Here is a 21,975-nt window from a genome sequence, read left to right as displayed (position 1 = left end):
TATAACAGCTTGAGTATACCCGTTTAGACGTCAATTGCAGTCTAAGAATGTAAGTCTACGTAAAGTCATCATCAACAGTAGATTATGGGGGGATGCGTAAACTTTACAGAGGTTTACCAATTGAAAACCCTGGATTACATAGGGGGGCGTAAACTGTAAGTGTCGAAGCTCTTCACAGAGCAAATTAACTACCCGCAAAAAGCGTAAGAGGCAGATTATGAATAAGATGACCCTAAAATCAGGATTGTTTGCGTTAATGACCAGTGCGGCCCTGTTGGCTCCGGCAGTTTACGCCGCGGGCCCAAATAATGATGGCGGTTGCCGTCATGAGATGCGTGGTGAACACCGAGGCTATCATGGCGATATGCACAAGATGTTTCGTGGCCTGGAGCTTACCGATGCTCAGCGCAGTCAGATGAAGGAGTTGATGCAGTCTCATCGCGAGGCGATGCAGGCGAGTCGTCCATCGGATGAGGTACGCGCCGCGCATAAGCAGCAGATGCTGGATATGATCACCTCAGACAGCTTCAATGAAGCCGATGCTCAAGCAATGATGGCTCAGCGCAGTGAGCGAAAAGCCATGGCCGCCGTTGAGCGTATGAAGATGCAACGCGCTATCTATCAGATGCTTACCCCAGAGCAGCAGGCTAAATTTAAGGAGAATTTTGCCAATCGAGGTGGACGTAAAGGTAATCGCCCATAAGGTCTAACTGAGTTACACTTGGGTCATATTCTTCCCCTGCTAACAATTAGCTGTAATGTGACCCTATGACCGACACTTCCCAATACGATTTTTGGGTGAAACTGGCTAGCCGCGCCTCAGTGGCCACAGCGCTCATCCTGATAGTGATCAAACTGGCGGCCTGGATGTACTCAGGTTCCGCCAGTATGCTCGCCTCTCTAACCGATTCTTTTGCCGATGCCCTGGCGTCTATCGTCAACTTTATCGCGATTCGTTATGCCATAGTGCCAGCAGATAAAGATCATAGGTACGGCCACGGTAAGGCCGAACCCTTAGCATCTCTGGCACAATCGGCTTTTATCTTAGGCTCGGCGTTCCTGCTGCTACTTCATGGTGGTGATAGACTGATTAACCCGGCACCGGTACAACATGCCATGGTCGGTGTGGTGGTATCTGTGATCGCTATCGTGTTAACCCTGGCTTTGGTGCTATTGCAGCGCCGCGCCTTGGCTAAGACCTCAAGCACCATTGTTGAGGCCGATGCCCTGCACTATAAATCGGATCTGTTTTTAAATGGCGCCGTCTTGCTGGCTCTGGTGTTGTCGCAATTTGGCTGGTGGTGGGCCGATGGCCTGTTTGCCCTGTTGATTGCCCTGTTTATCGGGCAACAGGCGATGGAACTGGGCTACCGCTCGGCGCAGTCCTTGCTGGACCGTGAGCTGGATGCCGATACTAAGCTCAAGATAGTACAGGCGATAGAGAAAGATCCCCGCATTAATGGCTTCCACGACTTGCGTACCCGTACATCGGGCAAGACTACCTTCGTTCAATGTCATCTGGAACTGGATGGTAACCTGCCGCTGGTGGAAGCCCATGCCATTGCCGATGCCGCCGAGGCGCGGGTAAGAAGCCTGTTCGATCATGTGGAAGTCTTGATCCATCAAGATCCTGTCTAGTGGTCAATCTGCTGGCGAAGAGATGTGAACTTCGCCAGCAAAATTCTACATAATCCTGCCTTTAGGGGAATTATTTCCCTGCCAATTCAAATGGAGTTCTTCTAGTATTAATTCTTCTATTGAGGAATTTTTATGGCAGAAGTAAAAAGTCGTGTCGGCCGTCCCAGCGGAGACACACAAAATCGCGATAAGCTGATTCTGGCGGCGAGAAATCTGTTTATCGAACGTCCCTATGCTCAGGTGTCTATTCGAGAAATCGCTAGCCAGGCGGGTACAGATCCTGGCCTTATCCGCTACTACTTCGGCTCGAAGGAGCGTCTGTTCTCGACCATGCTCCATGAGACGGCGATGCCCGTGTTGGCCCAATTGCACAAGGCGAGAAAAGAGGTGCGTCAGGAAAGTCCGGCGGCATTGTTGCAGACTTACTACAGCGTCATGAGCAAGCACCCGCATTTTCCCAGAATGATTCTGCGTATCGCCGGACTCGATCAGAGCCTGCCGGAAAATGCCGAAGTGACCAAGGCCTTCAACGAGGTAGTTAACTTCGAGAATATGGCCATATTTCAACGATTAAAAGAGAAGGGCTTGCTGAAGGATGATGTGGATCCACACTGTGCTCAGCTGAGCTTCTTCGCCATGATGGTGTTCCCGTTTCTGGTGCCGGAAAATTTCCTGCAAAGAATCGGTATTGAGATCACGCCAGTATTTTTACAGCAGCTTGCAGAGCAAAATGCCAATTTGCTGCAACGCGGTCTGATGGGTGAAAAGGATACAAGTGATGAATAACAAGAAACGTTTTTTGTTGGTCGGTTTAGGGATTGGCGCCCTGGTGTTGATCTTGGCGGCGTTGCTTAAGCCTTCCCCTTCATTGATTGCGGGTTATGACAAGGCCAGGGCGGTCGAGGTGATGACATTAACCGAGCAGGCTATCTCTCCGAGAGTGATCGGCTTTGGCCGGGTTGAGCCCAAGCATGTGTGGCAGGCGGTAGCCGAAGTGGGTGGCAAGGTGCTTTATCGTCATCCTCAGTTAGAAACCGGCCGCATGTTACCTCAGGGCACCTTAGTGCTAGAGATAGATCCCCTTGAGTATCAGCTCAAGGTTGCTCAGGCTCAGGCAAGCCTACATGCCACCGAGGCACAGCTGACCCGCCTGGATCAACAAGAGAAAAATCTCAATACCAGCCTCAAGATAGAGCAGCAAAAGCTGGTGCTGGCTGAGCAGGAATATCAACGTAAGCTCACCCTGAAGAAACGTAATTTAGTCTCCAGTTCTGAACTGGAAAACCAGAAACAGTCACTGTTGGCGCAGACTAAGTTGGTGGAAGATCTGCAAAGCTCACTAAAACTGCTGCCCGATGATCGCAAGGTGAGTGAAGCTCAGCTCAGTGTTGATAGGGCTTCCTTGCAAGACGCCGAGCGTCGCCTGAACCAAACTAAGGTGGTGCTACCCTTCGATGCGCGCGTGTCAGATATCAATATCGAGCAAGATCAGGTGGTGGCCAATGGCGCCGTGATGTTGGTAGCGCACAGGCTAGGCACCGCCGAAATCAAGCTGGAACTGTCGCTACAGGATATGCGTACTCTGGTCAGCAGCATGTTCGAGGCATCACAACCCAGAAGCATGCCCTCCATCGACGAATTTGATCTCCAGGCTGAAGTCACTTTTCAGGCGGGTAATCATAGCTTTAGTTGGCCAGCCAAAGTTACCCGGGTCGCCGAAACGGTCAATCCAAATCAGGCCACTATAGGTCTCTATCTGGAGGTTGAGCAGGACTTTAATCAGATGGACCTGCTGCTGCGTCCACCGCTGACAAAGGGGATGTTTGTCAGTGCGGTGATCAGCGGTAAGCCCAAGCAACATTTGGTGATTCCCGAGCGAGCGCTGCGCGGCAATCAGGTCTATCTCATGGATGCCGAGCAGAAACTGGTGATTAAACCGGTCGAGGTGTTATTTCGTCACGAGCAATGGGTGGCCATCGAGGGGGAGCTTAACCCGGGTGATACCTTAGTGCTCAACGACCTTATCCCGGCGATTGCCGGCATGTCCCTTAAGCCTGTGACCAATGAGGGAGGGGCAAAGCTGTGATAGCTTACATCACCAGGCATCCTACTCTGGCAAACTTGCTGATGCTGGCCTTTCTGCTGCTGGGATTGATCAACATGAGCAGCATTAAGCGTGAAACCTTTCCCGAGTTTTCACCGCCCTATGTGATCGCCTCCGTGGTTTATCCGGGCGCTTCTCCGGTGGAGGTGGAGGAGAGTATCTGCCTGAGCATGGAAGATGCCGTCGATGGGTTGGCCAATATCGAAGAGGTGAAGTGTGATGCCCAGGAGGGGATCGCCTCGATGCGGTTAAAGCTAGAGTCTCAGGCCGATCTGGGGCGCATGTTGGTGGATGTGCAAACCCAGATTAATGCCATTAAGAACTTCCCCAGTCAGATTGAATCACCCATAGTCAAGGAGCTGGATTGGGCCGAGCCTGTGGTGGATATTGCCGTTGTAGCCGATACCAGTTGGCCACACCTGAAGAGCTACGCCGAAGATCTAAAGCGTCGACTTAAGATAGATGCTGGAGTCAGTTTGGTCTCTATTGCCGGATTTTCCGATCATCAGTTACGTATCGAGCTTAATGAGGTGGATATGCGCAGGCTTGGCCTGACCGCCGGCGAGATAGCCGATAAGGTAGGTCGGCAGAACGTGAAGATGCCGGCGGGTAACATAGAGCTGAAAGATAAGAATATCCTGCTGAGGTTCGACGAGCGTAAAGTGACACCTGCCTCGCTGGCGAAGATCATAGTCGCCTCTAACCCCGACGGCAGCGTGGTGCGTCTGGGGGATATTGCCAGCATCAGCGACAGGTTTGAGCTTGATGAGGAGCATATTAAGTTCAATGGCAGTAATGCCGCCCTGATTAAGATCCAGAAAAACAAGGCCGACGACGCCCTGAGGATCAAGGCCAAGGTGACAGAGTTTATTGAGCAGGAGCAGGCCCGCGCGCCGGATGGCATTCGTCTGACACTGACCAATGATCTCTCCTCCGTGTTGCAAGACAGGCTGCAGATGATGATCACCAATGGTTGGCAGGGGATCATCTTAGTCTTTCTCAGCATGTGGCTGTTCTTTTCATTGCGCTACTCCTTCTGGGTGTCTGCCGGTCTGCCGGTCGCCTTTATGGGCGGCCTCTATTTGATGAGCCTGTTTGGGGTATCGATCAACCTTATGAGTCTGGTGGGGCTCTTGATGGCGATCGGTATCATGATGGATGACGCCATAGTGATCGCCGAATCCATCGCCTCTCATATAGACAGAGGTATGGCGCCCCACGAGGCAGTGGTTAAGGGCGTGCGCAAAGTTGCTCCAGGTGTGGTTTCCTCCTTCCTGACCACAGTGCTGATCTTCAGCGCACTACTAGGGCTGGATGGCCAGATGGGCGCTGTGCTGTCCGCCATTCCGACCGTGCTGATCATGGTGCTAACCATCAGCCTGTTTGAAGCCTTTCTGATTCTGCCCAACCACCTTAATCATTCCCTGTCGCATGCTAAGCCTGAGACGAAACCAAACCGTATCGGTGAGCTTAAGGCGAGATTCCTCGCCCGGTTTGAGGCGTTTCGTAATCATAGATTGGTGGACATGGTGAGCTTTATGGTGCGCTGGCGTTATGTCAGTGTTGGAGCCACCTTCGGCTTGCTGTTGATCTCCATCGCCTTAGTGGTTGGCGGTGCGCTTAAGTTTGTGCCCTTTCCCGATCTGGATGGCGATATCGCCGAGGCACGCATCATCTTGCCGCCGGGCAGCGCCTTGAGTCAGACCCAAGAAGTGGTTGAAACCTTAATTGCCAGCGCCAAGCGAGTCGGCGACAGGTATACCCATGAGGTGGAAGATGAGCATGAACTGATCCGCGATATCACGGCGCAATATAACTTTAATGCCGACGCTGGCGAGAGCGGCCCCCATGTGGCAACTGTTAGGCTGGATCTGCTGTCGGCCGAGACGCGCAATACGCTGATCGAGGATTTTATCCGCGATTGGCGTATCGAGACGGGTGAGCTGGCCATGCCGCTGTCCTTGGTGTTCAAGCAGCCCACCATGGGACCGGCTGGCAGGGATATAGAGATACGTTTACAGGGCGATGACCTGGATATGCTCAAACAGGCCTCAGTCTCGCTGCAGAGCTATCTTGGGCAGTTTGATGGCATTAGTGGCATTCTTGATGACATGCGCCCCGGAAAGGAGGAGATCAAGGTCAGCCTGCGCCCGGGTGTGGAGAGCTTCGGTATCGATGGCCAGCTGGTGGCATCGCAGCTGCGCAGCGCCTACTATGGTCAGCTCGCCGATGAGGTGCAGGTGGGGCCGGAGAATATCGAGATCGAGGTCAGGCTGAACAAGCAGCAGGCGGGGAACCTGCATGCCCTGGCCAATTTCCCCATCATGCTTAACGACGGTAGTCAGTTGCCGTTATCGTCCATTGCCTTGCTGCAAGATCAACGCTCTTACGTGCGTATTCAACGTATCAACGGGCTGCGTAACGTGACCGTGATGGCCGATGTTGACAATCAGCGCGCCAATGCTAACGAGACCATTGCCGCGATCAAGCGCGAGTGGTTGTCTCAGATACAGACTCAGTTTCCAGAGCTGAGGGTGGACTTCGAAGGCTCGGCCAAGGAGACGGCTAAGACCGGCAGCTCTATGGGGAAGGGCTTCTTGATCGGTTTGTTTGGCCTGTTCGCCATCTTAAGTTTTCAGTTTAGAAGCTATCTGGAACCTGCGGTGGTGATGCTGGCGATCCCCTTGGCCTTGATCGGCGTACTCTGGGGCCATTTGCTACTGGGCTATAACCTCTCAATGCCCTCGATTATGGGCTTTATTTCCCTGGCGGGCATAGTGGTGAACGACTCTATCCTCCTGGTGCAATATATTCGCCACCATGTGGATGAGGGGGATAGCGTGCATCAGGCGGTGGTGAGTGCCAGTCGTGAGCGTTTCAGGGCGGTGTTTTTAACCTCGCTAACCACGGCGGCGGGTTTGTTACCTCTGCTGCTGGAAACTAGCCTGCAGGCTCAGGTGGTGCAGCCACTGGTGGTGTCGATCGTGTTTGGTATCTTTGCATCGACCCTGCTAGTCTTGTTTGTTATCCCCTGTGCCTACGCCATATTGGCCGATTTTGACAAGGTAAAGCCTCATACCGAGTTATAGGGCGAGATAACGAGTCTAAGGCAAATAGAAAGAGCGGCCTCTATATGAACATAGAGGCCGCTCTTGTTTTTTGGGGTTAAAAGTAAGCGGACTTAGAGTGAGGCGGCCTCGCCCAGATAACTCAGGCGCGCCATTTGGCTCTGATCTTTAAGCTCCAGCGCCTTGATGGCGTAGGGAGCCACCAGACCCGAAGCGGCGAGCTGCTCGGCGTCGAAGCTCAGACTTATCTGACCATCGGCATCGAGCCACTGAGCCGTCTCGGCACGCAGGATATTGCCCTGTTTACCTTGAGCATCCGTGCCGGCTAACACGGCAGACACCTGGTAGCGTCCTGGGCTTGCGACTTGCAGGTCGAACACCGCTTGGGTTGGCTTGGTGTCTTGCCAATGGATGTTGGCCTTGTCTAGCAGCTTGGCTGCGGGCACATATTGCTTAAAGGCCGTCTTGACGGTGCGGATTAGCGGCAGGCCGTTAACCCGGGTCTCTATGTCGAGCTGGATCTCGCTCAGGCCCAAGTTGCTGCTGGGCATGGTTAAATCGTCCGGTAGCTGGGCCTGCCACTTATTGCCCTGTTTGACCACGGCTAAGCTATGGTAACGGCCATCGCTCTGCTTCAGGGTCGCCGTGGGGCTAAGGTCGATGTCGCTGTTGCTCAGCTTTAGATCGAAGGCCAACAGGGGCGTTTGACTGCTCAGATGCTTAGGCGCAGAGAGTGTCAGCTGATAGGGGCTGCCCTTCTCCTTGACGTTGACCAAATAGCTGTCGTTAGCACTGAGGGGCTGAACAACTTGTAGCTGATACATGCCTGGCGTTGCCCGCTTTGACAGCCTTAAGGCGCTGGAGTCGTCGACGATACCAGCGGTCGCCATTGCCTGAGGATCGCTCATGGATTGGATTAGTGAGACCGACTTATCAAGAGTTTGCTTATTGACCTTGTAGAGGCGCAGTTGATCCGGCGAGATGGCCGGGCTCTGACGCAGTGCGCCCGAGCTAACATCGCCCCTAGGTGCCACCCGAATCACACTATCACTCTGGCTGACGGCTAGCATGATTCCCTGATTCAACTCGGCGCCTGTGACGGTTCGCCAATACTGGTCGCTACTGCTCTGTTCCAGTTGGGTTGGTGCTATGAGTTGGGCTTTATGCTTTATGGGGGCGCTGAAGCTCACGCCGCCGCGATTGCCATTGACTGGCGGCAGCTCGGTGGCAGCCAGAGTGTCTACGGCGAGATCCCCTGAGGAAGGTGCCAGCAGGGTCACCTGAGTGACGGTCACGGCACTGGCCTGTGAGGCATTATCTGTCTGAGGATCATCGCTTTGACAGGCGCTCAGCAGGACGGACAGGGCGAACACACTCGCCATTTTGATTGATGGTTTCATCTTATGGCTCCTAGATATGGTCGCGGATCAGGGTGTCGAGATTAAAGCAGGCGCGACGGCTCTGCTGGTGGCTCAGGGGCTCCTTGCCAGCGGTGCGCTGGATATCGGTAAACCAGACGCTGCCCGCCGCCGATTGTGATCGGCATTCCAAGAAGCCGTCAGAGCAGTTGTCGAGCCAGTTCTGGGTGGTCTCGAGGGCCACTTGATACTGATAACCGGCGCAGTAGCTGTCGCCGTCCCATATGGCGGAGTCGACATCTGAGCCCACAACGACCTCGAAGGGAGAGGGCAGCGCCGGGCGACCCGTGGTGCCATAGAGCCAGCTGTTGTTATAGCTGCTCATCCAGCTGACTTGTTGCTGTTTCACCGCATTGCTGCCATAGCCTAGTAGCCAGCCAAGGGAGGTCTCGAAAACATTGCCCTGGGTGACGGCGTCAGCCAGAGGTGTGCCGCCGCTGGAGGGGGCCAGGGCGATCACCTTAGAGGTGGCACTGATGATTTTGGGATAGCGACTGTCCCAGGTAGGATTGGATAGGAGCCAGCGCACCACATTGCCCCCATTGGAGTGGGTCAGCAGGGTGAGATCCTTGATATTTTTATTGTCAATAAACTGGGTGAGTTGTCCGGCTAGGCAGCCTGCGGCGGCGTCATCCCACATGTATTGGTCGAAATCGCAGTTGATCACCAGGTAGTTATCGGGCGAGGCTGCCCCCTGGCGGACTGAGTCGACAAATTCCCTCGTCCAATAGTCCGACAGTGCATCGGTCTGATGCCCGGTACCATGGATAAACACGAGTCCGGAAGCGGCATAAGTCAATGGGCTGACAGCAAACAGACCCAGCATCATGAGCTTTTGGTAGATCTTCATTGGCTTATTTCTCTTATTTTGATGATGTTGTCCTTAGTGCGTTTTGACGACTAAGGTTGAGTTACTCAGGTGTTGAGATCAGACATCTGACCTCTTAAGGGAAACTAACGGCAGGAAAGTGCGGCGGCAAGGCTTTTTAACGGTACATTAGTACCAGTTAAACTATGGTTAGGTGTTTGATTGTTTTAAACAAAATCGCATATGACGCTAGCCTTGGGCTTGAGGTCGTCTGCGGTGTTTGAATATCGTACGAAAAAAATTGCACCTTTATTGTGCAAGAGGGAGCCGCTCGACTCATCGCTAGTGATTTTATCTGTGAGCGGCTTATCTACTAGTTTTGGATGGTTGATTTGCTTGTATTTACGGTTGAATGTCCGGTAATTTTTAACCCGCATCAAGGGTGTAGATGGGCTTGTTCGCTAAGGTCCAATAGCGCCTGAGCCGCCGGGGTAAGGGGTAAGTCTTTACGCCAGATCAGCGCCAGATCCCAGGTGAGATTAGGTTTGATGGGGCGGAACACAAGTTCGCTGCCCTGTAACTTATGGCAGATAGGTTCCGGCAAGATGGCGACCCCCATTTGTGCCTCCACCATGGTTGCCAAGAAGTCCCACTGGCCGCTGCGAAAGGCGATATTCAGTTGTACGCCAGCCTGATGGCTTAGGCGGGTGATCAGTTTGGCCAGTGAGAAATCTTCGTTGTAAAGAATAAAGGGATAGGCCTCGAAGTCTTGCCAGGTGACCGCATCTTGCTGAGCGAGGGCGTGATCTTTGGGTAGACAGGCCAGCAGCGGATAGCGGGTGAGAGCGCGGTTGGCTAACTCCTCGTCATGGGTGGTGGGCAGGGCGGTGAATGCGATATCCAAGCTGTTATTCAATAATGCCTTTTCGCAACCGAAGCCTCCGTATTCGTACATCTGTAACTCGATTCCAGGGTATTGCTGGCGAAAGGCGGTGAGTAGATCGATGATCAGGCTGCTCATCATGGGACAGACCCCGAGACGCAGGTTGCCTGACTTTAGACCGCTGAGGTTGGTGAGATCTTCTTGGAGTCTATGCCATTGGCCCAAGATCTCTTGGGCACTGTGTTGTAGCAGTATGCCCGCTTGGGTCAATTCGATCTTCTGGTTATTCCTGTGTAGCAGTTGTTGGCCCAAATTATCTTCCAGGCGCTGAACTATCTTGCTCAGGGTCGGTTGAGTGATAAATGACTTTTCCGCTGCCCGAGTAAAATTTCCCGTTTCAACTAGGGTAAGGAAGTAATGTAAGCTCTTGATTGGTATATTCATTCTTATATGGCATTCACAGGATACAGTTTATTCATTTTACTAATAATCGCCTTAGTATTACTTTGATCGAGTTGGCAAAAACGAGGGGAATATTATGAAAGCGAATCAAAGTTTATGGGTAGGTGCTTTATGGCAAGCGGCTATGCCAAATGAATCTATCGAATCTGAATATCAGTCAGAGAGTGTTGTTGTTAGCGCAAACAATGTACCTGTAGAAGAGGCACAGAAGCACCCAGCCTAAGCTGGGTGCTTTCACTCAATCCATCTCAAGTTCTTTCAGCTTACGCGTCAGGGTATTACGACCCCAGCCCAGACGCTTAGCTGCTTCCTGTTTATGTCCTTTGGTGTGTTTCAGCGCCGTTTCTAACAGAATTTTTTCAAATGCCGGTTGTATCTGCGTCAGCAGATCGCTTTCACCTTCGCTTAAACGCTCATCGATCCACTGAGTCAGCGCCTCTTGCCAGCCGCCTTTGCTTGCGTCATTGCTACTGGCATTGTTGGCACTCGGGGTGAGCAGCTCGGGTGGCAGATCCTGTGGCAGAATCTCTTGACCTGAGGCCATCACCATCAGCCAGCGACAGGTATTTTCAAGCTGACGTACGTTCCCCGGCCAAGGCAGGCTGGCTAAGGTCTCGGCAGTTGCCTTGGTCAGTATCTTAGGTTCGACGCTGATCTCCTTGGCGGCCGTGGCGAGGAAGTGACGTGCTAGCTGGGGGATATCCTCCCTGCGCTGTGACAGCGGCGGCAGATGTACCCGAATCACGTTGAGACGGTGGAAGAGATCTTCACGAAAATCCCCTTTAGCGACCAATGACTCCAAATTTTGGTGGGTCGCGGCGATGATGCGCACATCCACCTGCACCGGTGAGTGACCGCCGATACGATAGAACTGACCGTCGGCCAGCACCCGCAACAGGCGCGTTTGCACATCCAGCGGCATATCACCTATTTCGTCGAGGAACAGGGTGCCACCATCGGCTTGTTCGAAGCGGCCCTGACGCACGTTGGCCGCGCCGGTGAAGGCACCTTTTTCATGGCCGAACAGCTCAGATTCGATCAACTCCTTGGGGATTGCCGCCATATTCAGGGCGATAAAAGGTTTGTCTTTGCGCGGACTGTGTTTGTGCAACGCGCCGGCAACCAACTCCTTACCTGTACCCGATTGGCCGTTGATCAACACGCTGATAGAGGAACGCGACAGACGGCCTATGGCCCGAAACACCTCCTGCATGGCCGGGGCCTCGCCGATGATCTCGGGTGCTTTAACTTCGGGTTGGCTCTTGGCCTTAGGTGATTGCTCTTTAGCGTGGCTCAGTGCGCGTTCCACCAGACCGATCGCCTCGTCGATATCGAAAGGCTTGGGTAGGTATTCGAATGCACCAGCCTGATAAGCACTGACGGCACTATCCAGATCGGAATGGGCAGTCATGATGATCACCGGAATATGGGGATAATGCAGCTGCAGGCGATCGAGTAGCGTCAGGCCATCTGTGCCCGGCATACGAATATCGGAAATGATCACCTGAGGTTGTGCCTGCTCCAGCGCCTGCCATAGGGATTCGGCGGCGGCGAAGCTGGTACAGCTTATTTTGGCACCTTTAAGCGCCCGTTCGACAACCCATCGTATCGAACTATCATCATCGAGAACCCAAACTTTTTCTGTCATACACCTACTCTCTTAAGTTGAATACTCATAAGACACACACGCTAACTCTTAAGTGGCAGCAGTATGGTAAATTCGGTTTTACCGGGCACTGAGTCGCAGTCTATGCGTCCACCGTGCAGCCTGGCGAAATTGTGGGCAATGGAAAGCCCTAGTCCTGACCCTTGCTCTCTACCCGTGACCATTGGGTAGAAGAGGGTATCCATCAGCTCAGGTTTGATCCCTGGACCATCATCAATGATGGACAGCGCCAGCACTAACTTATGGCGTGTAGTGCCTAAGGTGACCTGGTGTTGGGTGCGGGTCTTGATGCGAATTTCGCCACCCTCGTCTTCTACTTCCAGGGCCTGAATGGCGTTCTGTACTATGTTGAGTACCGCCTGTTGCAGCTGCTCCTGATCCATTTCGATATCTGGGATAGAAGGGTCATAGTCCTGGATCAGATGGATATTACTTGGCAAGGTTACGGCAACCAGCTTGAGCACCTTCTGGATCACCTCATGGATATTATGCAGGCTGTGCTCCGTGGGCTTCTGAGGGCCGAGCAGCCTGTCGACCAAATTACGCAGCCTATCGGCCTGCTCTATGATGAGGTCGGTAAACTCGCGCTGGTCGGCGTCTTCTAGTTCACGTGACAGTAGTTGCGCCGCGCCTCTGAGGCCTCCTAGGGGGTTTTTGATCTCATGGGCTAGATTGCGCACCAGATACTGAGCCGCCTGTTGTTGGGCATCTAAGGTCAACTGCTGATGAATCCGCCTTTGTTGATCCACCTGGCGTAACTCCAGCAGCCCTTGTTCAGGCTGATCGGGCTGATTTTCCAGTGGTGTCAGCGTCATGTCGACCGTGTGCTGCTGACCGTCTAGCGTCACCAGGTTGGCTGTATTGATTGTGAGCCCCTGATGTTCCTGAATGGCTGTGCGAAGTAACTGATAATCTATGCTGAGTAACTGGCAGCAGTCGGGGAGGCTGTGCTCTGTGAGGCGATGACTGCCTAACCCAAGAAGTTGCTCTGCCGCACTATTGGCATAGCACAGCTTGAGATCATCTGAGATGACAAGTACGGCTGTCACCAGATGATTGAGCAGAGGGTCTGTGTTCATTTACGGCTCCCGGGAAGAAGGTTGCACCATAATGGTGCACCAATTTGGTGCACGCTGCAAGCTATCTTCACCGGGTGCCCTATCGAAGGGAATTTCTAAGTAGTTAAAAATTAAGGTCTAATTTTCTAACCGCCCCCAAATGGGGTTGCCCTAGGAAGTGCATTTATAGTCGTTCGGTGAAGAAAGACGGTTCTAGGGGGAGTGGATGCAAGTTGTTTGCCGTTTTGTGCCAAGGCCTTGATTTCAAATTTATGTTCGCCGCGATCGACATTTTCCAGACTAAATACAGGGGTTGCCTGAGGCGGGCTCATCACCTTGCCATCCATGAGTAATACCAGCACATGACCGGCCGCCAGATCTGGGGTAATAGAGCCGATCACCGTAATATTGCCGTTATTGTCGCGAATGGTTTCCTCTTCGATGGGGCTGGTGATGCTCATCTTATAGAGTGCCTTGGGCTCCTCCTTAGCGGGGGGAGTGTGTTCGCGCACAACAGGGGGCGGCAGTTTGACCTGATTTTGGGTATTTTCTTTGAATTCGACCTGGGTGGAGTTCTCTACCGGGGTGTCCGAGTAATGTACCTTGCCATCCTTGTCGACCCATTTGTAGATGGCTGCCTGAGCTCCCAGGCTCATTAATAGCAGAGTAAACAGCAGTAACGGGCGCATAAACATTCCTTTTATACCTTGTCTTTGCTACAGATTAGTCGCTTTCGCGGTAAAAAGCATCAGGGCTAGGGCCTGTTGACCTTTCCTGTTTGTTTTTGCTGCCGTTTGTAGGTGATTGGTGCAAGGCAGAGCCTGTGCCGTGTAGTTACGCTACACAAACTGGCGATAACGCAGTAGCAATTGCCTACAAGCGCAGCCCAAGGGGTTCATCTAAACGCGTCTATCTCATTATGAAAGGCTTCCAGCCTTTCACCACCGACTGTTAGAAATCGTTCCAAGCGATTTCTTGGTTGTTTGCCATTCCCATAGTGCAACTATGCGTCATGGCTCAGGCCTTGAGCACAACGCGTTGAGATTGAACAAAAATTAAACCTGAAAGATAAACAGGCCCTAAGTTATAGGCAGTTGATGGCGAGAGAAGGTCTGTTTCAGTACCACGGTCGACTCTATGCTGGCGATACACTTAAGGCCGCCCAGAGAGTGTTTGACGAAGCCTTCATATTCCAGCAGATCATGAGCGACTATCTTAAGTAGGTAATCGTAGGCGCCGGTGATCACCGAGCATTCCTGTACCTGAGGTAGACGACTCATCTCCTGTTCAAACTGCTCACCATAGGTGGCGGAGTTTTCGGTGAGTCGCACAAAGGCATAAACAATGACATTGAGTGCCAGAGCCTTTGGGTCGAGACGGGCGCTGTAACCCTGAATATAGCCGTCCTGTTCCAACTTCTTGATGCGGCGTAGGCAAGGGGTGTCGGACAGGTTGAGCCGGTTGGCCAGTTCGGCGACGGGCAAGCGCCCCTCATCTTGCAATATGCTTAAGATCTGTTTGTCTTTGCTGTCGAGTCGTTTCATTGTCCAAGAGCTTTTTAGTGGGGTGAGTCACAGCCTAATAGCAAGACTTGTCGCTAGATGGCATATTTAACCTTGTTGGTTATCACTATTTAAAGACTTATTTTGATCGGAATCCACTAAAATTTCTGTGTTTTGGTGATAGATATTGCAGGTTTGCGCTAATGGCTTAATGGTAGCTTATTGAGTCATTATTAAAATAATTAAGAGATAGAAACCCTATGAGTCAAGATGTCGCGGCCTTCGATCACTGGATCAGGCAGGAGCTTGTCGAGATCAACTCGGCGCTGGAGCGCCTCTACATGCAACAGAGCGACCCCGCCAACGTGGTGGGAATTGGCGACGATCTTAAGGCACGGCTGGAACAGGAAGGGCGCACCCTTATTAAGGCCTTGCTGGACGAGGGCAATACCGATGAGGGCTTCGATGCCGCCTTCGATCTGCTCGGCAATGTTGGCCTCTATATGGCCGCCTGTCGTCGTCACGAGATCACCGAGCCGAGCCGTGAAACCAGCTCGCCGCTGCTGGAGGCCTCGGCCCTGGCGATGCATATCGGCGCCTCTATCGGCGTGACCCCGCGCTTTGCCACTGCTCACCTGACCACCCACAATCGCGCGGTGAATGGTCTTTATAAGCGCTTTACCGATCTCGACGATGAGAAACTCTTTGTCGACTACAACACCAAGGGGATTTTGGCCTACAAGCGGGCGGCCGATGCGCTGCTAAAAATCCAACCCCTGGGGATCTCTCATCCTATGACCGCCGAACTCTTGGCCGTGGCCAAGGTGGCGCTGGATCAGGTGATCGCCTCAAATCAAACCCTGTTTGAGCGTCTCGATACTCAGGCGTTTTTCAACAGTGTGCGCCCCTACTACAAGCCCTACCGTGTCGGTCAGCAGGTTTATCGCGGCGCCAACGCCGGTGATTTTGCCGGGATCAATGTGATCGATCTGCAGCTGGGTCTCTGCTTCGCCAACGAGGCATCATACTCTCAGCTGTTGGTGGATAAGTTTCTCTATATGATGCCGGAAGATCAGCGCATCTTGCGCGACTGTATGCGCCGCAGCAGCCTGATGGATGAGTTTCTTGCCGCCTGGGATCAGCGTGATCAGCCTTGGTATCGCGAAAACCTACAGCAGTTTCTGCAGGTGTGTGATGCTCACGGTCAGGGGGCGATACAGCACCACGACCAGCTGGTGGAAAAGTATATTGCTCAGCCGGCCAAGCAGATGGAAAGCCAACATATCGATAAAGTGACCGCCAGTGGCCCGCCGTTACCTGTACTCTTGGGGGCGCTGGAGAAGCTCAGAGACAGACGTGCCGCCGCCAAGCGCGATGATATTCGTACCCGTTACGACGATATGGCCAAGCTTCGTGCCAGCTTAGAGGGGTAATCCATGTACCAGAAAGATTTTGTGATGCCTAAGGCGGTTTATCTGCTGAATCACTCGGTGGGACGGCCGCTGCAGAGCTTGCGTCAGGCGTTCGATGAGCACTTTTTTCTGCCTTGGCAGGGCTCGGGGCGCGAACCATGGGCAGATTGGTTGGCTGTAGTGGAAGATTTCCGCATCCAGCTGGCCAGGCTGTTTAATAGTGATGCAAAGTTGTTTTGTCCTCAGGTCAACCTCTCCAGTGGCCTCACCAAGCTGGTGCAATCTCTGCCCAGACTGACGCGCCCTGGGGCGGTGATCCTGATGAGTGAGAACGATTTTCCCAGTATGGGATTTGCCTTACGTCAGGCGCTGCCTGAGGCTGAGCTGCGTTTTATCCCTGCCGATCAGGATGTGAGCCTGCTGGAAACTTGGCAGCCCCATATGAGCGCCGATATCGATCTGGTGTTTATCAGCCATGCCTATTCCAACACGGGGCAGCAGGCGCCACTGACTGAGCTTTTGCCCCAGGTACGCGCCTTGGGCGCGCTCTCTTTGGTGGATGTGGCCCAGTCTGCCGGAGTATTACCCTTAGATCTTAGCGCCTTGGCGCCCGACTTTTTGTTGGGCTCTAGCGTTAAGTGGCTCTGCGGCGGCCCCGGCGCCGCCTATCTCTGGGTCAATGGTGAACAACTTGCAGCGTGTCAGCCTCGGGATGTGGGGTGGTTTAGCCATGAGAATCCCTTCGAGTTCGATATTCATGACTTTCGCTATCACGATTCGGCGCTTAAGTTTTGGGGAGGTACCCCTTCGGTGGCGCCCTATGCCATGGCGGCCCACAGCATCAGCTACTTTGCCGACTTGGGGAGCGACAAGGTACGCCAGCATAACCTGATGCAACTTGAGCGCATTTGGGACTTACTTGGCGAGGCAGTGCGTTCTCCCAGAGTGGCTTCTCGTTGCAGCGGCACCGCCATTTTGCACTTTGGCGAGAGGCAGTCGCAGGTGCTAGAGGCGCTCACTCAGGCCAACATCAGCTTGGATGTGCGCCAGCAAGGGATGCGTATCTCGCCCCATATCTATAATGGTGAGCAGGATATGCAGACTTTGTTGGAGGCCTTGAGCCCCTTCAGTGTTTAGCCGGTAGGGTTATCAAAGATAAGGGTTAACAAAAAAGCCAGGCTCTAGGGCCTGGCTTTTGTATCAGAGACAGTGTCTCGTCCTGAAATGTTTTTAGCGCTTTGCTAATGTTTTTAACGCTTCGCCAATGTCAGCTCGACGAAACGTTTGATGATGGCGGCATTGGCCAATATGCGCTGATCGAAACTTTGCTTGCCTGGGGTTTCGCTACACACGCCGACGCTAGCGCCCAGACGAACTAGGAAGGCTTCGAAGGAGAGGTCGAAATGGTTGAAGATGATGCCATCTTTTACCGGGCAATCATCGATCAGCCCGTCCTGGGCGATAGGGAAATAGTGTCCTAGGGCGTCGCGCAGTTCACGGCTGAATTGGCCGGGTTGCTGATTGGCCTCGAAAGAGTAGATGTAGGTGTCATTCAGTAGCACATCTTCATGGCAGGTCAGTATGCCATCTTTACTGGCGGCGGCCAGCAACTGTGAGTGCGCCAGTAAGATCTCACCCTCGCTTGAGGTATCTTGGTTGCTACGGCCACGACCATTTTCCAGCACGAACCCACGATTAGGATTTTGCCCCTGCTTATTAAATCTGTGTCCTCGCTTGAAACCTGTGGGGTTTACCAGAGGCAGTAGGCTGAGGTTGAGCTGACTAAAGAGTTCGGGTTCCAGCTCGTTGAGAAAGTAGAGCAGACCCCAAGGGCCGGCAGCCTCTTCACCGTGAAAGCCTGCGCTGATCAGGATAGAAGGCTGATCGGCTTTCTGCGCTGGTGATTGATACAGTTCCAGTGGGTGTGGCCCGGCATCGCCCAGCTTACGCGCCTGTAGACCCAGTCGGCTGGTCTGCTCAGACAGGCGGGCATAAAAGGTGCTGATATCATTGCTTTGACAACTGAAAATATCACTGTGCCAGGTAAAAGACTGGAAGGGATCACGGCTAGACATAATGGATTCTAAGGTAATTGTTGGGCGTGATCATGATAGCAGTTTAGTCATAAAGATAAATCAATTTTGTGGTGCTTGTCAGGTGGTTAAGCCGATAGCATCTCTTGGTAAATAGGCATAAAAAAGCCGCCTTAAGCGGCGGCTTCTTCAAGCGATAATCCTAGCTTACAGGAAAGGATTACAGGCTGTAGTACAGCTCGAACTCAGCTGGGTGAGTCGTGCGAGATACTTTCTCGGCTTCAGCAGTCTTCAGTGCAATGTAAGAATCGATGAAGTCATTGCTGAATACGCCGCCACGAGTCAAGAACTCACGGTCTGCATCCAGGTTCTCCAGTGCGTTCTCAAGAGAGGTCGCAACCTGTGGGATCTCTGCCGCTTCTTCAGCTGGTAGGTCGTACAGATCCTTGTCCATAGCTTCACCCGGGTGGATCTTGTTCTGGATACCGTCAAGACCAGCCATTAGCAGTGCCGCAAACGCTAGGTATGGGTTAGCGGTTGGATCTGGGAAGCGAGTCTCGATACGACGAGCCTTAGGGCTTGGTACTACTGGGATACGGATAGACGCAGAGCGGTTACGTGCTGAGTAGGCCAGCATTACAGGCGCTTCGAAGTGAGGTACTAGACGCTTGTACGAGTTGGTGCTTGGGTTCGTAAAGGCGTTCAGCGCGCGAGCGTGCTTGATGATACCGCCGATGTAGTACAGTGCTGTCTCGCTCAGACCGGCATACTTGTCGCCAGAGAAGAGGTTAACACCGTCTTTTGCCAGAGATTGGTGAACGTGCATACCGCTACCGTTGTCGCCAACGATTGGCTTAGGCATGAAGGTTGCTGTTTTGCCGTAAGCGTGGGCCATGTTGTGAACCACATACTTAAGGATCTGGATTTCATCGGCTTTTTCAGTCAGCGTGTTGAAGCGAGTTGCGATCTCGTTCTGACCGGCAGTCGCCACTTCGTGGTGATGCGCTTCAACTACTTGACCCATCTCTTCCAGTACCAGACACATGGCGCTACGAAGATCTTGTGAAGAGTCAACCGGTGCTACTGGGAAGTAACCACCTTTAACGAATGGGCGGTGACCAGTGTTACCGTCGTCGTAGTGAGTACCTGAGTTCCAAGCCGCTTCTTTAGCGTCTAGTTTAACGAAACAGCCAGACATATCTGTGCCGAATTTAACGTCGTCGAACAGGAAGAACTCTGGCTCAGGACCAATCAATACGGTATCCGCGATACCAGTAGAGACTAGGTACTCTTCGGCTTTCTTAGCGATAGAGCGTGGGTCACGGTCATAACCAGTCATAGTGCCTGGCTCAAGAATGTCACAACGGATCAGCGCTGTGGTTTCTTCGGTGAACGGGTCAAGTACGAAGGTCGTTGGGTCTGGCATCAGTACCATGTCTGATTCGTTAATGCCTTTCCAGCCAGCAATAGATGAACCATCGAACATTTTACCGTCTTCAAAGAAATCGGCATCAACTTGGTGAGCAGGAATAGAAACGTGCTGCTCTTTACCTTTAGTATCGGTAAAACGCAAATCAACAAACTTAACTTCAAGTTCTTCTAGTTGTTGTAAAACTGATTCAACTGACATTCTAAAGTCTCCGAGTAGAGTAGAGGGGATGCCCTTCTTATATCATTCAACGTTGCGACCAACGCGGTTATGGCATGAGTAAAGCTAGACTCATGCCAAAAGTTTAAGGTATTGATTTTTATAGGAACAATAAAGATGGTCTGTGACGGGAACCGCACGTTTGCACCATTAAGGTGCGTTGCTTGCACCCTGCTGGTGCGGTCACCAAGATGGTGCGCACCAAGATAAACCTGACTATTCATGCTGACTAAAAAATAATCCTGTGCGAGAGCCCTCTGCTAGAGTAGAATGGCACGTTTTTTATTGCAACAGCTATTATTAGAGCTGTTATCAATACCCTATTTTTTTGATGGTAAGAGGTTTATCCGTGTTAGAGAATTTACGTAACATCGCCATTATTGCACACGTTGACCATGGCAAAACGACCCTGGTTGATAAGTTGCTGGCACAGTCTGGAACCCTTGAGACTCGAGGAGAGGCCGCTGAGCGGGTGATGGATTCCAACGATCTTGAGAAGGAGCGTGGAATCACGATTCTGGCGAAAAATACTGCCATCAAGTGGAACGATTATCGTATTAATATCGTTGATACCCCTGGTCACGCCGACTTCGGTGGTGAGGTTGAACGTGTACTTTCTATGGTTGACTGTGTGTTACTGCTAGTTGATGCGGTCGATGGTCCAATGCCACAGACACGTTTCGTGACCAAGAAAGCTTTCGCACAGGGCCTTAAGCCTATCGTAGTGATCAACAAGATCGACCGTCCAGGCGCGCGTCCTGATTGGGTTATCGACCAGGTATTCGATCTGTTCGACAACTTAGGTGCAACCGACGAGCAGCTGGACTTCCCGATCGTTTACGCCTCTGCACTCAACGGCTTCGCGACTCTGGATCCTGAAGACACAGGTACCGACATGACACCGCTGTTCGAAACCATCGTTGAGAAGGTTTCTTCACCGGATGCTGATGCCGAAGGTGCTTTCCAGATGCAGATCTCTCAGCTGGACTACAACTCATATGTAGGCGTTATCGGCGTTGGCCGTATCAAGCGTGGTAGCGTCAAGGTAAACCAACAGGTTACTGTTGTGTGTGCCGATGGTAAGACTCGTAACGGTAAGATTGGCCAGGTTCTGGGTTACATGGGTCTGGATCGTCACGAAGTGACTGAAGCTAATGCTGGCGACATCGTAGCAATTACTGGTCTGGGTGAACTGAAGATCTCTGACACAGTATGTGCCGTAGGCAGCGCTGAAGCCTTGCCGCCTCTTTCTGTGGACGAGCCAACACTGACCATGACTTTCCAGGTCAACACCTCTCCATTTGCAGGTAAAGAAGGTAAGTACGTGACATCACGTAACATTCTTGAGCGTCTGCAGCAGGAGCTGATACACAACGTGGCACTGCGCGTCGAAGAAACTGACAGCCCAGACCGTTTCCGCGTATCGGGCCGTGGTGAGCTTCACCTGTCTATCCTGATCGAAAACATGCGTCGTGAAGGCTACGAGCTAGCGGTTTCTCGTCCAGAAGTGATCATCAAAGATATCGACGGCGAGAAGTGCGAGCCATTTGAAACTCTGACCGTGGATGTTGAAGAAGAACACCAAGGTGCGGTGATCGAGAAGCTAGGTACTCGTAAGGCCGACATGCGTGACATGCAGCCAGACGGTAAGGGTCGTGTACGTATCGACTTCATCATTCCTAGCCGTGGTCTAATCGGTTTCCAAACCGAGTTCATGACAGCCACTTCGGGTACGGGTCTTATCTACCACTCATTTGACCATTACGGTCCAGTGAAGGGCGGCGATATTGGTCAGCGTCAAAACGGTGTGTTGATCTCTAACGCTACTGGTAAGGCACTAACCTTTGCTCTGTTCGGTCTGCAAGACCGTGGTCGTCTGATGATTGGTCACGCTGCCGAGGTTTATGAAGGCCAGGTAGTGGGTATCCACTCTCGTGCTAACGATCTGACAGTGAACTGTCTGAAAGGTAAGCAGCTGACTAACATGCGCGCCTCTGGTACCGACGAAGCACAGGTACTGACACCGCATATTCAGATGACCCTTGAGCAGGCGCTTGAGTTTATCGATGACGACGAATTGGTAGAAGTGACCCCGCTAAGCATTCGTGTGCGTAAGCGTCACCTGACCGAAAACGATCGTAAGCGTGCTAGCCGCGCCTCAAAAGACGCTTAATTTGGGTTTGCACCATAAGGGTGCAACTTAAGTTACTAGCCCCGGACATGAATGTGTCTGGGGCTTTTTTATGGTTCATCGCGGATAAGCGGGGACTAAAAA

General features: G+C 52.4%; 18 protein-coding genes. 9 read left to right on the top strand and 9 right to left on the bottom strand.

The window, feature by feature from the left end; genetic code table 11:
- Positions 1-217 precede the first annotated feature (217 nt).
- From NY07_RS17940 to NY07_RS17920, 5 genes are all read left to right on the top strand, one after another.
- Complete coding sequence (locus tag NY07_RS17940) at positions 218-703, top strand: Spy/CpxP family protein refolding chaperone (protein WP_235363974.1); 486 nt, start codon at positions 218-220, stop codon at positions 701-703.
- Positions 704-768: 65 nt separating this feature from the next.
- Complete coding sequence (gene fieF, locus NY07_RS17935; protein WP_033540740.1) at positions 769-1,638, top strand: cation efflux pump FieF; 870 nt, start codon at positions 769-771, stop codon at positions 1,636-1,638.
- Between the two features lie 132 nt (positions 1,639-1,770).
- On the top strand, positions 1,771-2,424 hold the full coding sequence (locus NY07_RS17930) for a TetR/AcrR family transcriptional regulator (protein WP_033540739.1): 654 nt from the start codon (positions 1,771-1,773) through the stop codon (positions 2,422-2,424).
- Complete coding sequence (locus NY07_RS17925) at positions 2,417-3,724, top strand: efflux RND transporter periplasmic adaptor subunit (protein WP_033540738.1); 1,308 nt, start codon at positions 2,417-2,419, stop codon at positions 3,722-3,724. Before NY07_RS17930 ends, NY07_RS17925 begins: the two co-directional genes overlap by 8 nt.
- On the top strand, positions 3,721-6,831 hold the full coding sequence (locus NY07_RS17920) for an efflux RND transporter permease subunit (RefSeq protein WP_033540737.1): 3,111 nt from the start codon (positions 3,721-3,723) through the stop codon (positions 6,829-6,831). The genes NY07_RS17925 and NY07_RS17920 overlap by 4 nt, the downstream gene beginning before the upstream one ends.
- A 92-nt stretch (positions 6,832-6,923) precedes the next feature.
- Here NY07_RS17920 and NY07_RS17915 read toward each other — a convergent pair whose 3' ends face one another.
- The 3 genes from NY07_RS17915 to NY07_RS17900 form a co-directional block, all read right to left on the bottom strand.
- On the bottom strand, positions 6,924-8,210 hold the full coding sequence (locus tag NY07_RS17915) for a DUF4785 domain-containing protein (protein WP_033540736.1): 1,287 nt from the start codon (positions 8,208-8,210) through the stop codon (positions 6,924-6,926).
- Positions 8,211-8,220: 10 nt separating this feature from the next.
- A complete protein-coding gene (locus NY07_RS17910; protein WP_033540735.1) occupies positions 8,221-9,078 on the bottom strand; it encodes a hypothetical protein in 858 nt (285 codons plus the stop codon).
- A 394-nt stretch (positions 9,079-9,472) separates the two neighbouring features.
- Positions 9,473-10,363 carry a LysR family transcriptional regulator gene (locus NY07_RS17900; RefSeq protein ID WP_033540733.1) on the bottom strand — a complete coding sequence of 297 codons (891 nt, stop codon included), beginning with the start codon at positions 10,361-10,363 and terminating at the stop codon, positions 9,473-9,475.
- 94 nt (positions 10,364-10,457) lie between these two features.
- Between NY07_RS17900 and NY07_RS19550 the strand changes: the two genes are divergently transcribed.
- Positions 10,458-10,604, top strand: a complete 147-nt coding sequence (locus tag NY07_RS19550; RefSeq protein ID WP_157705022.1) for a hypothetical protein — start codon at positions 10,458-10,460, stop codon at positions 10,602-10,604.
- A gap of 15 nt (positions 10,605-10,619) precedes the next feature.
- Here the strand turns inward: NY07_RS19550 and glnG are convergent, their stop codons facing one another.
- From glnG to NY07_RS17880, 4 genes are all read right to left on the bottom strand, one after another.
- Complete coding sequence (gene glnG / locus NY07_RS17895; RefSeq protein WP_033540732.1) at positions 10,620-12,029, bottom strand: nitrogen regulation protein NR(I); 1,410 nt, start codon at positions 12,027-12,029, stop codon at positions 10,620-10,622.
- A gap of 41 nt (positions 12,030-12,070) precedes the next feature.
- Positions 12,071-13,126 (bottom strand): nitrogen regulation protein NR(II), encoded by a 1,056-nt coding sequence (gene glnL, locus NY07_RS17890; RefSeq protein WP_033540731.1) that lies wholly within the window; start codon positions 13,124-13,126, stop codon positions 12,071-12,073.
- A gap of 125 nt (positions 13,127-13,251) precedes the next feature.
- Positions 13,252-13,794: a DUF4124 domain-containing protein gene (locus tag NY07_RS17885; RefSeq protein ID WP_033540730.1), complete on the bottom strand. Its 543-nt coding sequence runs from the start codon at positions 13,792-13,794 to the stop codon at positions 13,252-13,254.
- A 390-nt stretch (positions 13,795-14,184) separates the two neighbouring features.
- The gene (locus NY07_RS17880; RefSeq protein WP_033540729.1) at positions 14,185-14,649 is read right to left on the bottom strand and encodes an Lrp/AsnC family transcriptional regulator; all 465 of its coding nucleotides are present in this window, start codon (positions 14,647-14,649) and stop codon (positions 14,185-14,187) included.
- Positions 14,650-14,867: 218 nt separating this feature from the next.
- Here NY07_RS17880 and NY07_RS17875 point away from each other — a divergent pair, with 218 nt between their 5' ends.
- Both NY07_RS17875 and NY07_RS17870 read left to right on the top strand, forming a co-directional pair.
- Entirely contained in the window at positions 14,868-16,040 is a 1,173-nt protein-coding gene (locus NY07_RS17875) for a PrnB family protein (RefSeq protein ID WP_033540728.1), read from the top strand.
- Positions 16,041-16,043: 3 nt separating this feature from the next.
- A complete protein-coding gene (locus tag NY07_RS17870) occupies positions 16,044-17,156 on the top strand; it encodes an aminotransferase class V-fold PLP-dependent enzyme (RefSeq protein WP_033540727.1) in 1,113 nt (370 codons plus the stop codon).
- A 113-nt stretch (positions 17,157-17,269) separates the two neighbouring features.
- Here NY07_RS17870 and NY07_RS17865 read toward each other — a convergent pair whose 3' ends face one another.
- Both NY07_RS17865 and glnA read right to left on the bottom strand, forming a co-directional pair.
- Positions 17,270-18,094, bottom strand: coding sequence for an N-acetyl-ornithine deacetylase (locus NY07_RS17865; protein ID WP_033540726.1), 825 nt, complete (start codon positions 18,092-18,094; stop codon positions 17,270-17,272).
- A 178-nt stretch (positions 18,095-18,272) separates the two neighbouring features.
- Complete coding sequence (gene glnA, locus NY07_RS17860; protein WP_033540725.1) at positions 18,273-19,682, bottom strand: glutamate--ammonia ligase; 1,410 nt, start codon at positions 19,680-19,682, stop codon at positions 18,273-18,275.
- Positions 19,683-20,049: 367 nt separating this feature from the next.
- On the opposite strand from glnA, the gene typA reads away from it, so the two are divergent.
- Entirely contained in the window at positions 20,050-21,873 is a 1,824-nt protein-coding gene (typA, locus tag NY07_RS17855; RefSeq protein ID WP_033540724.1) for a translational GTPase TypA, read from the top strand.
- The last annotated feature ends 102 nt before the right edge of the window (positions 21,874-21,975 follow it).

The sequence above is a fragment of the Shewanella sp. ECSMB14101 genome (assembly GCF_000773485.1).
Classification (GTDB): Bacteria; Pseudomonadota; Gammaproteobacteria; order Enterobacterales; family Shewanellaceae; genus Shewanella; species Shewanella marisflavi.
Note: the sequence above shows the minus strand (reverse complement) of the source record. Positions and strands in the feature narration are given on the sequence as shown.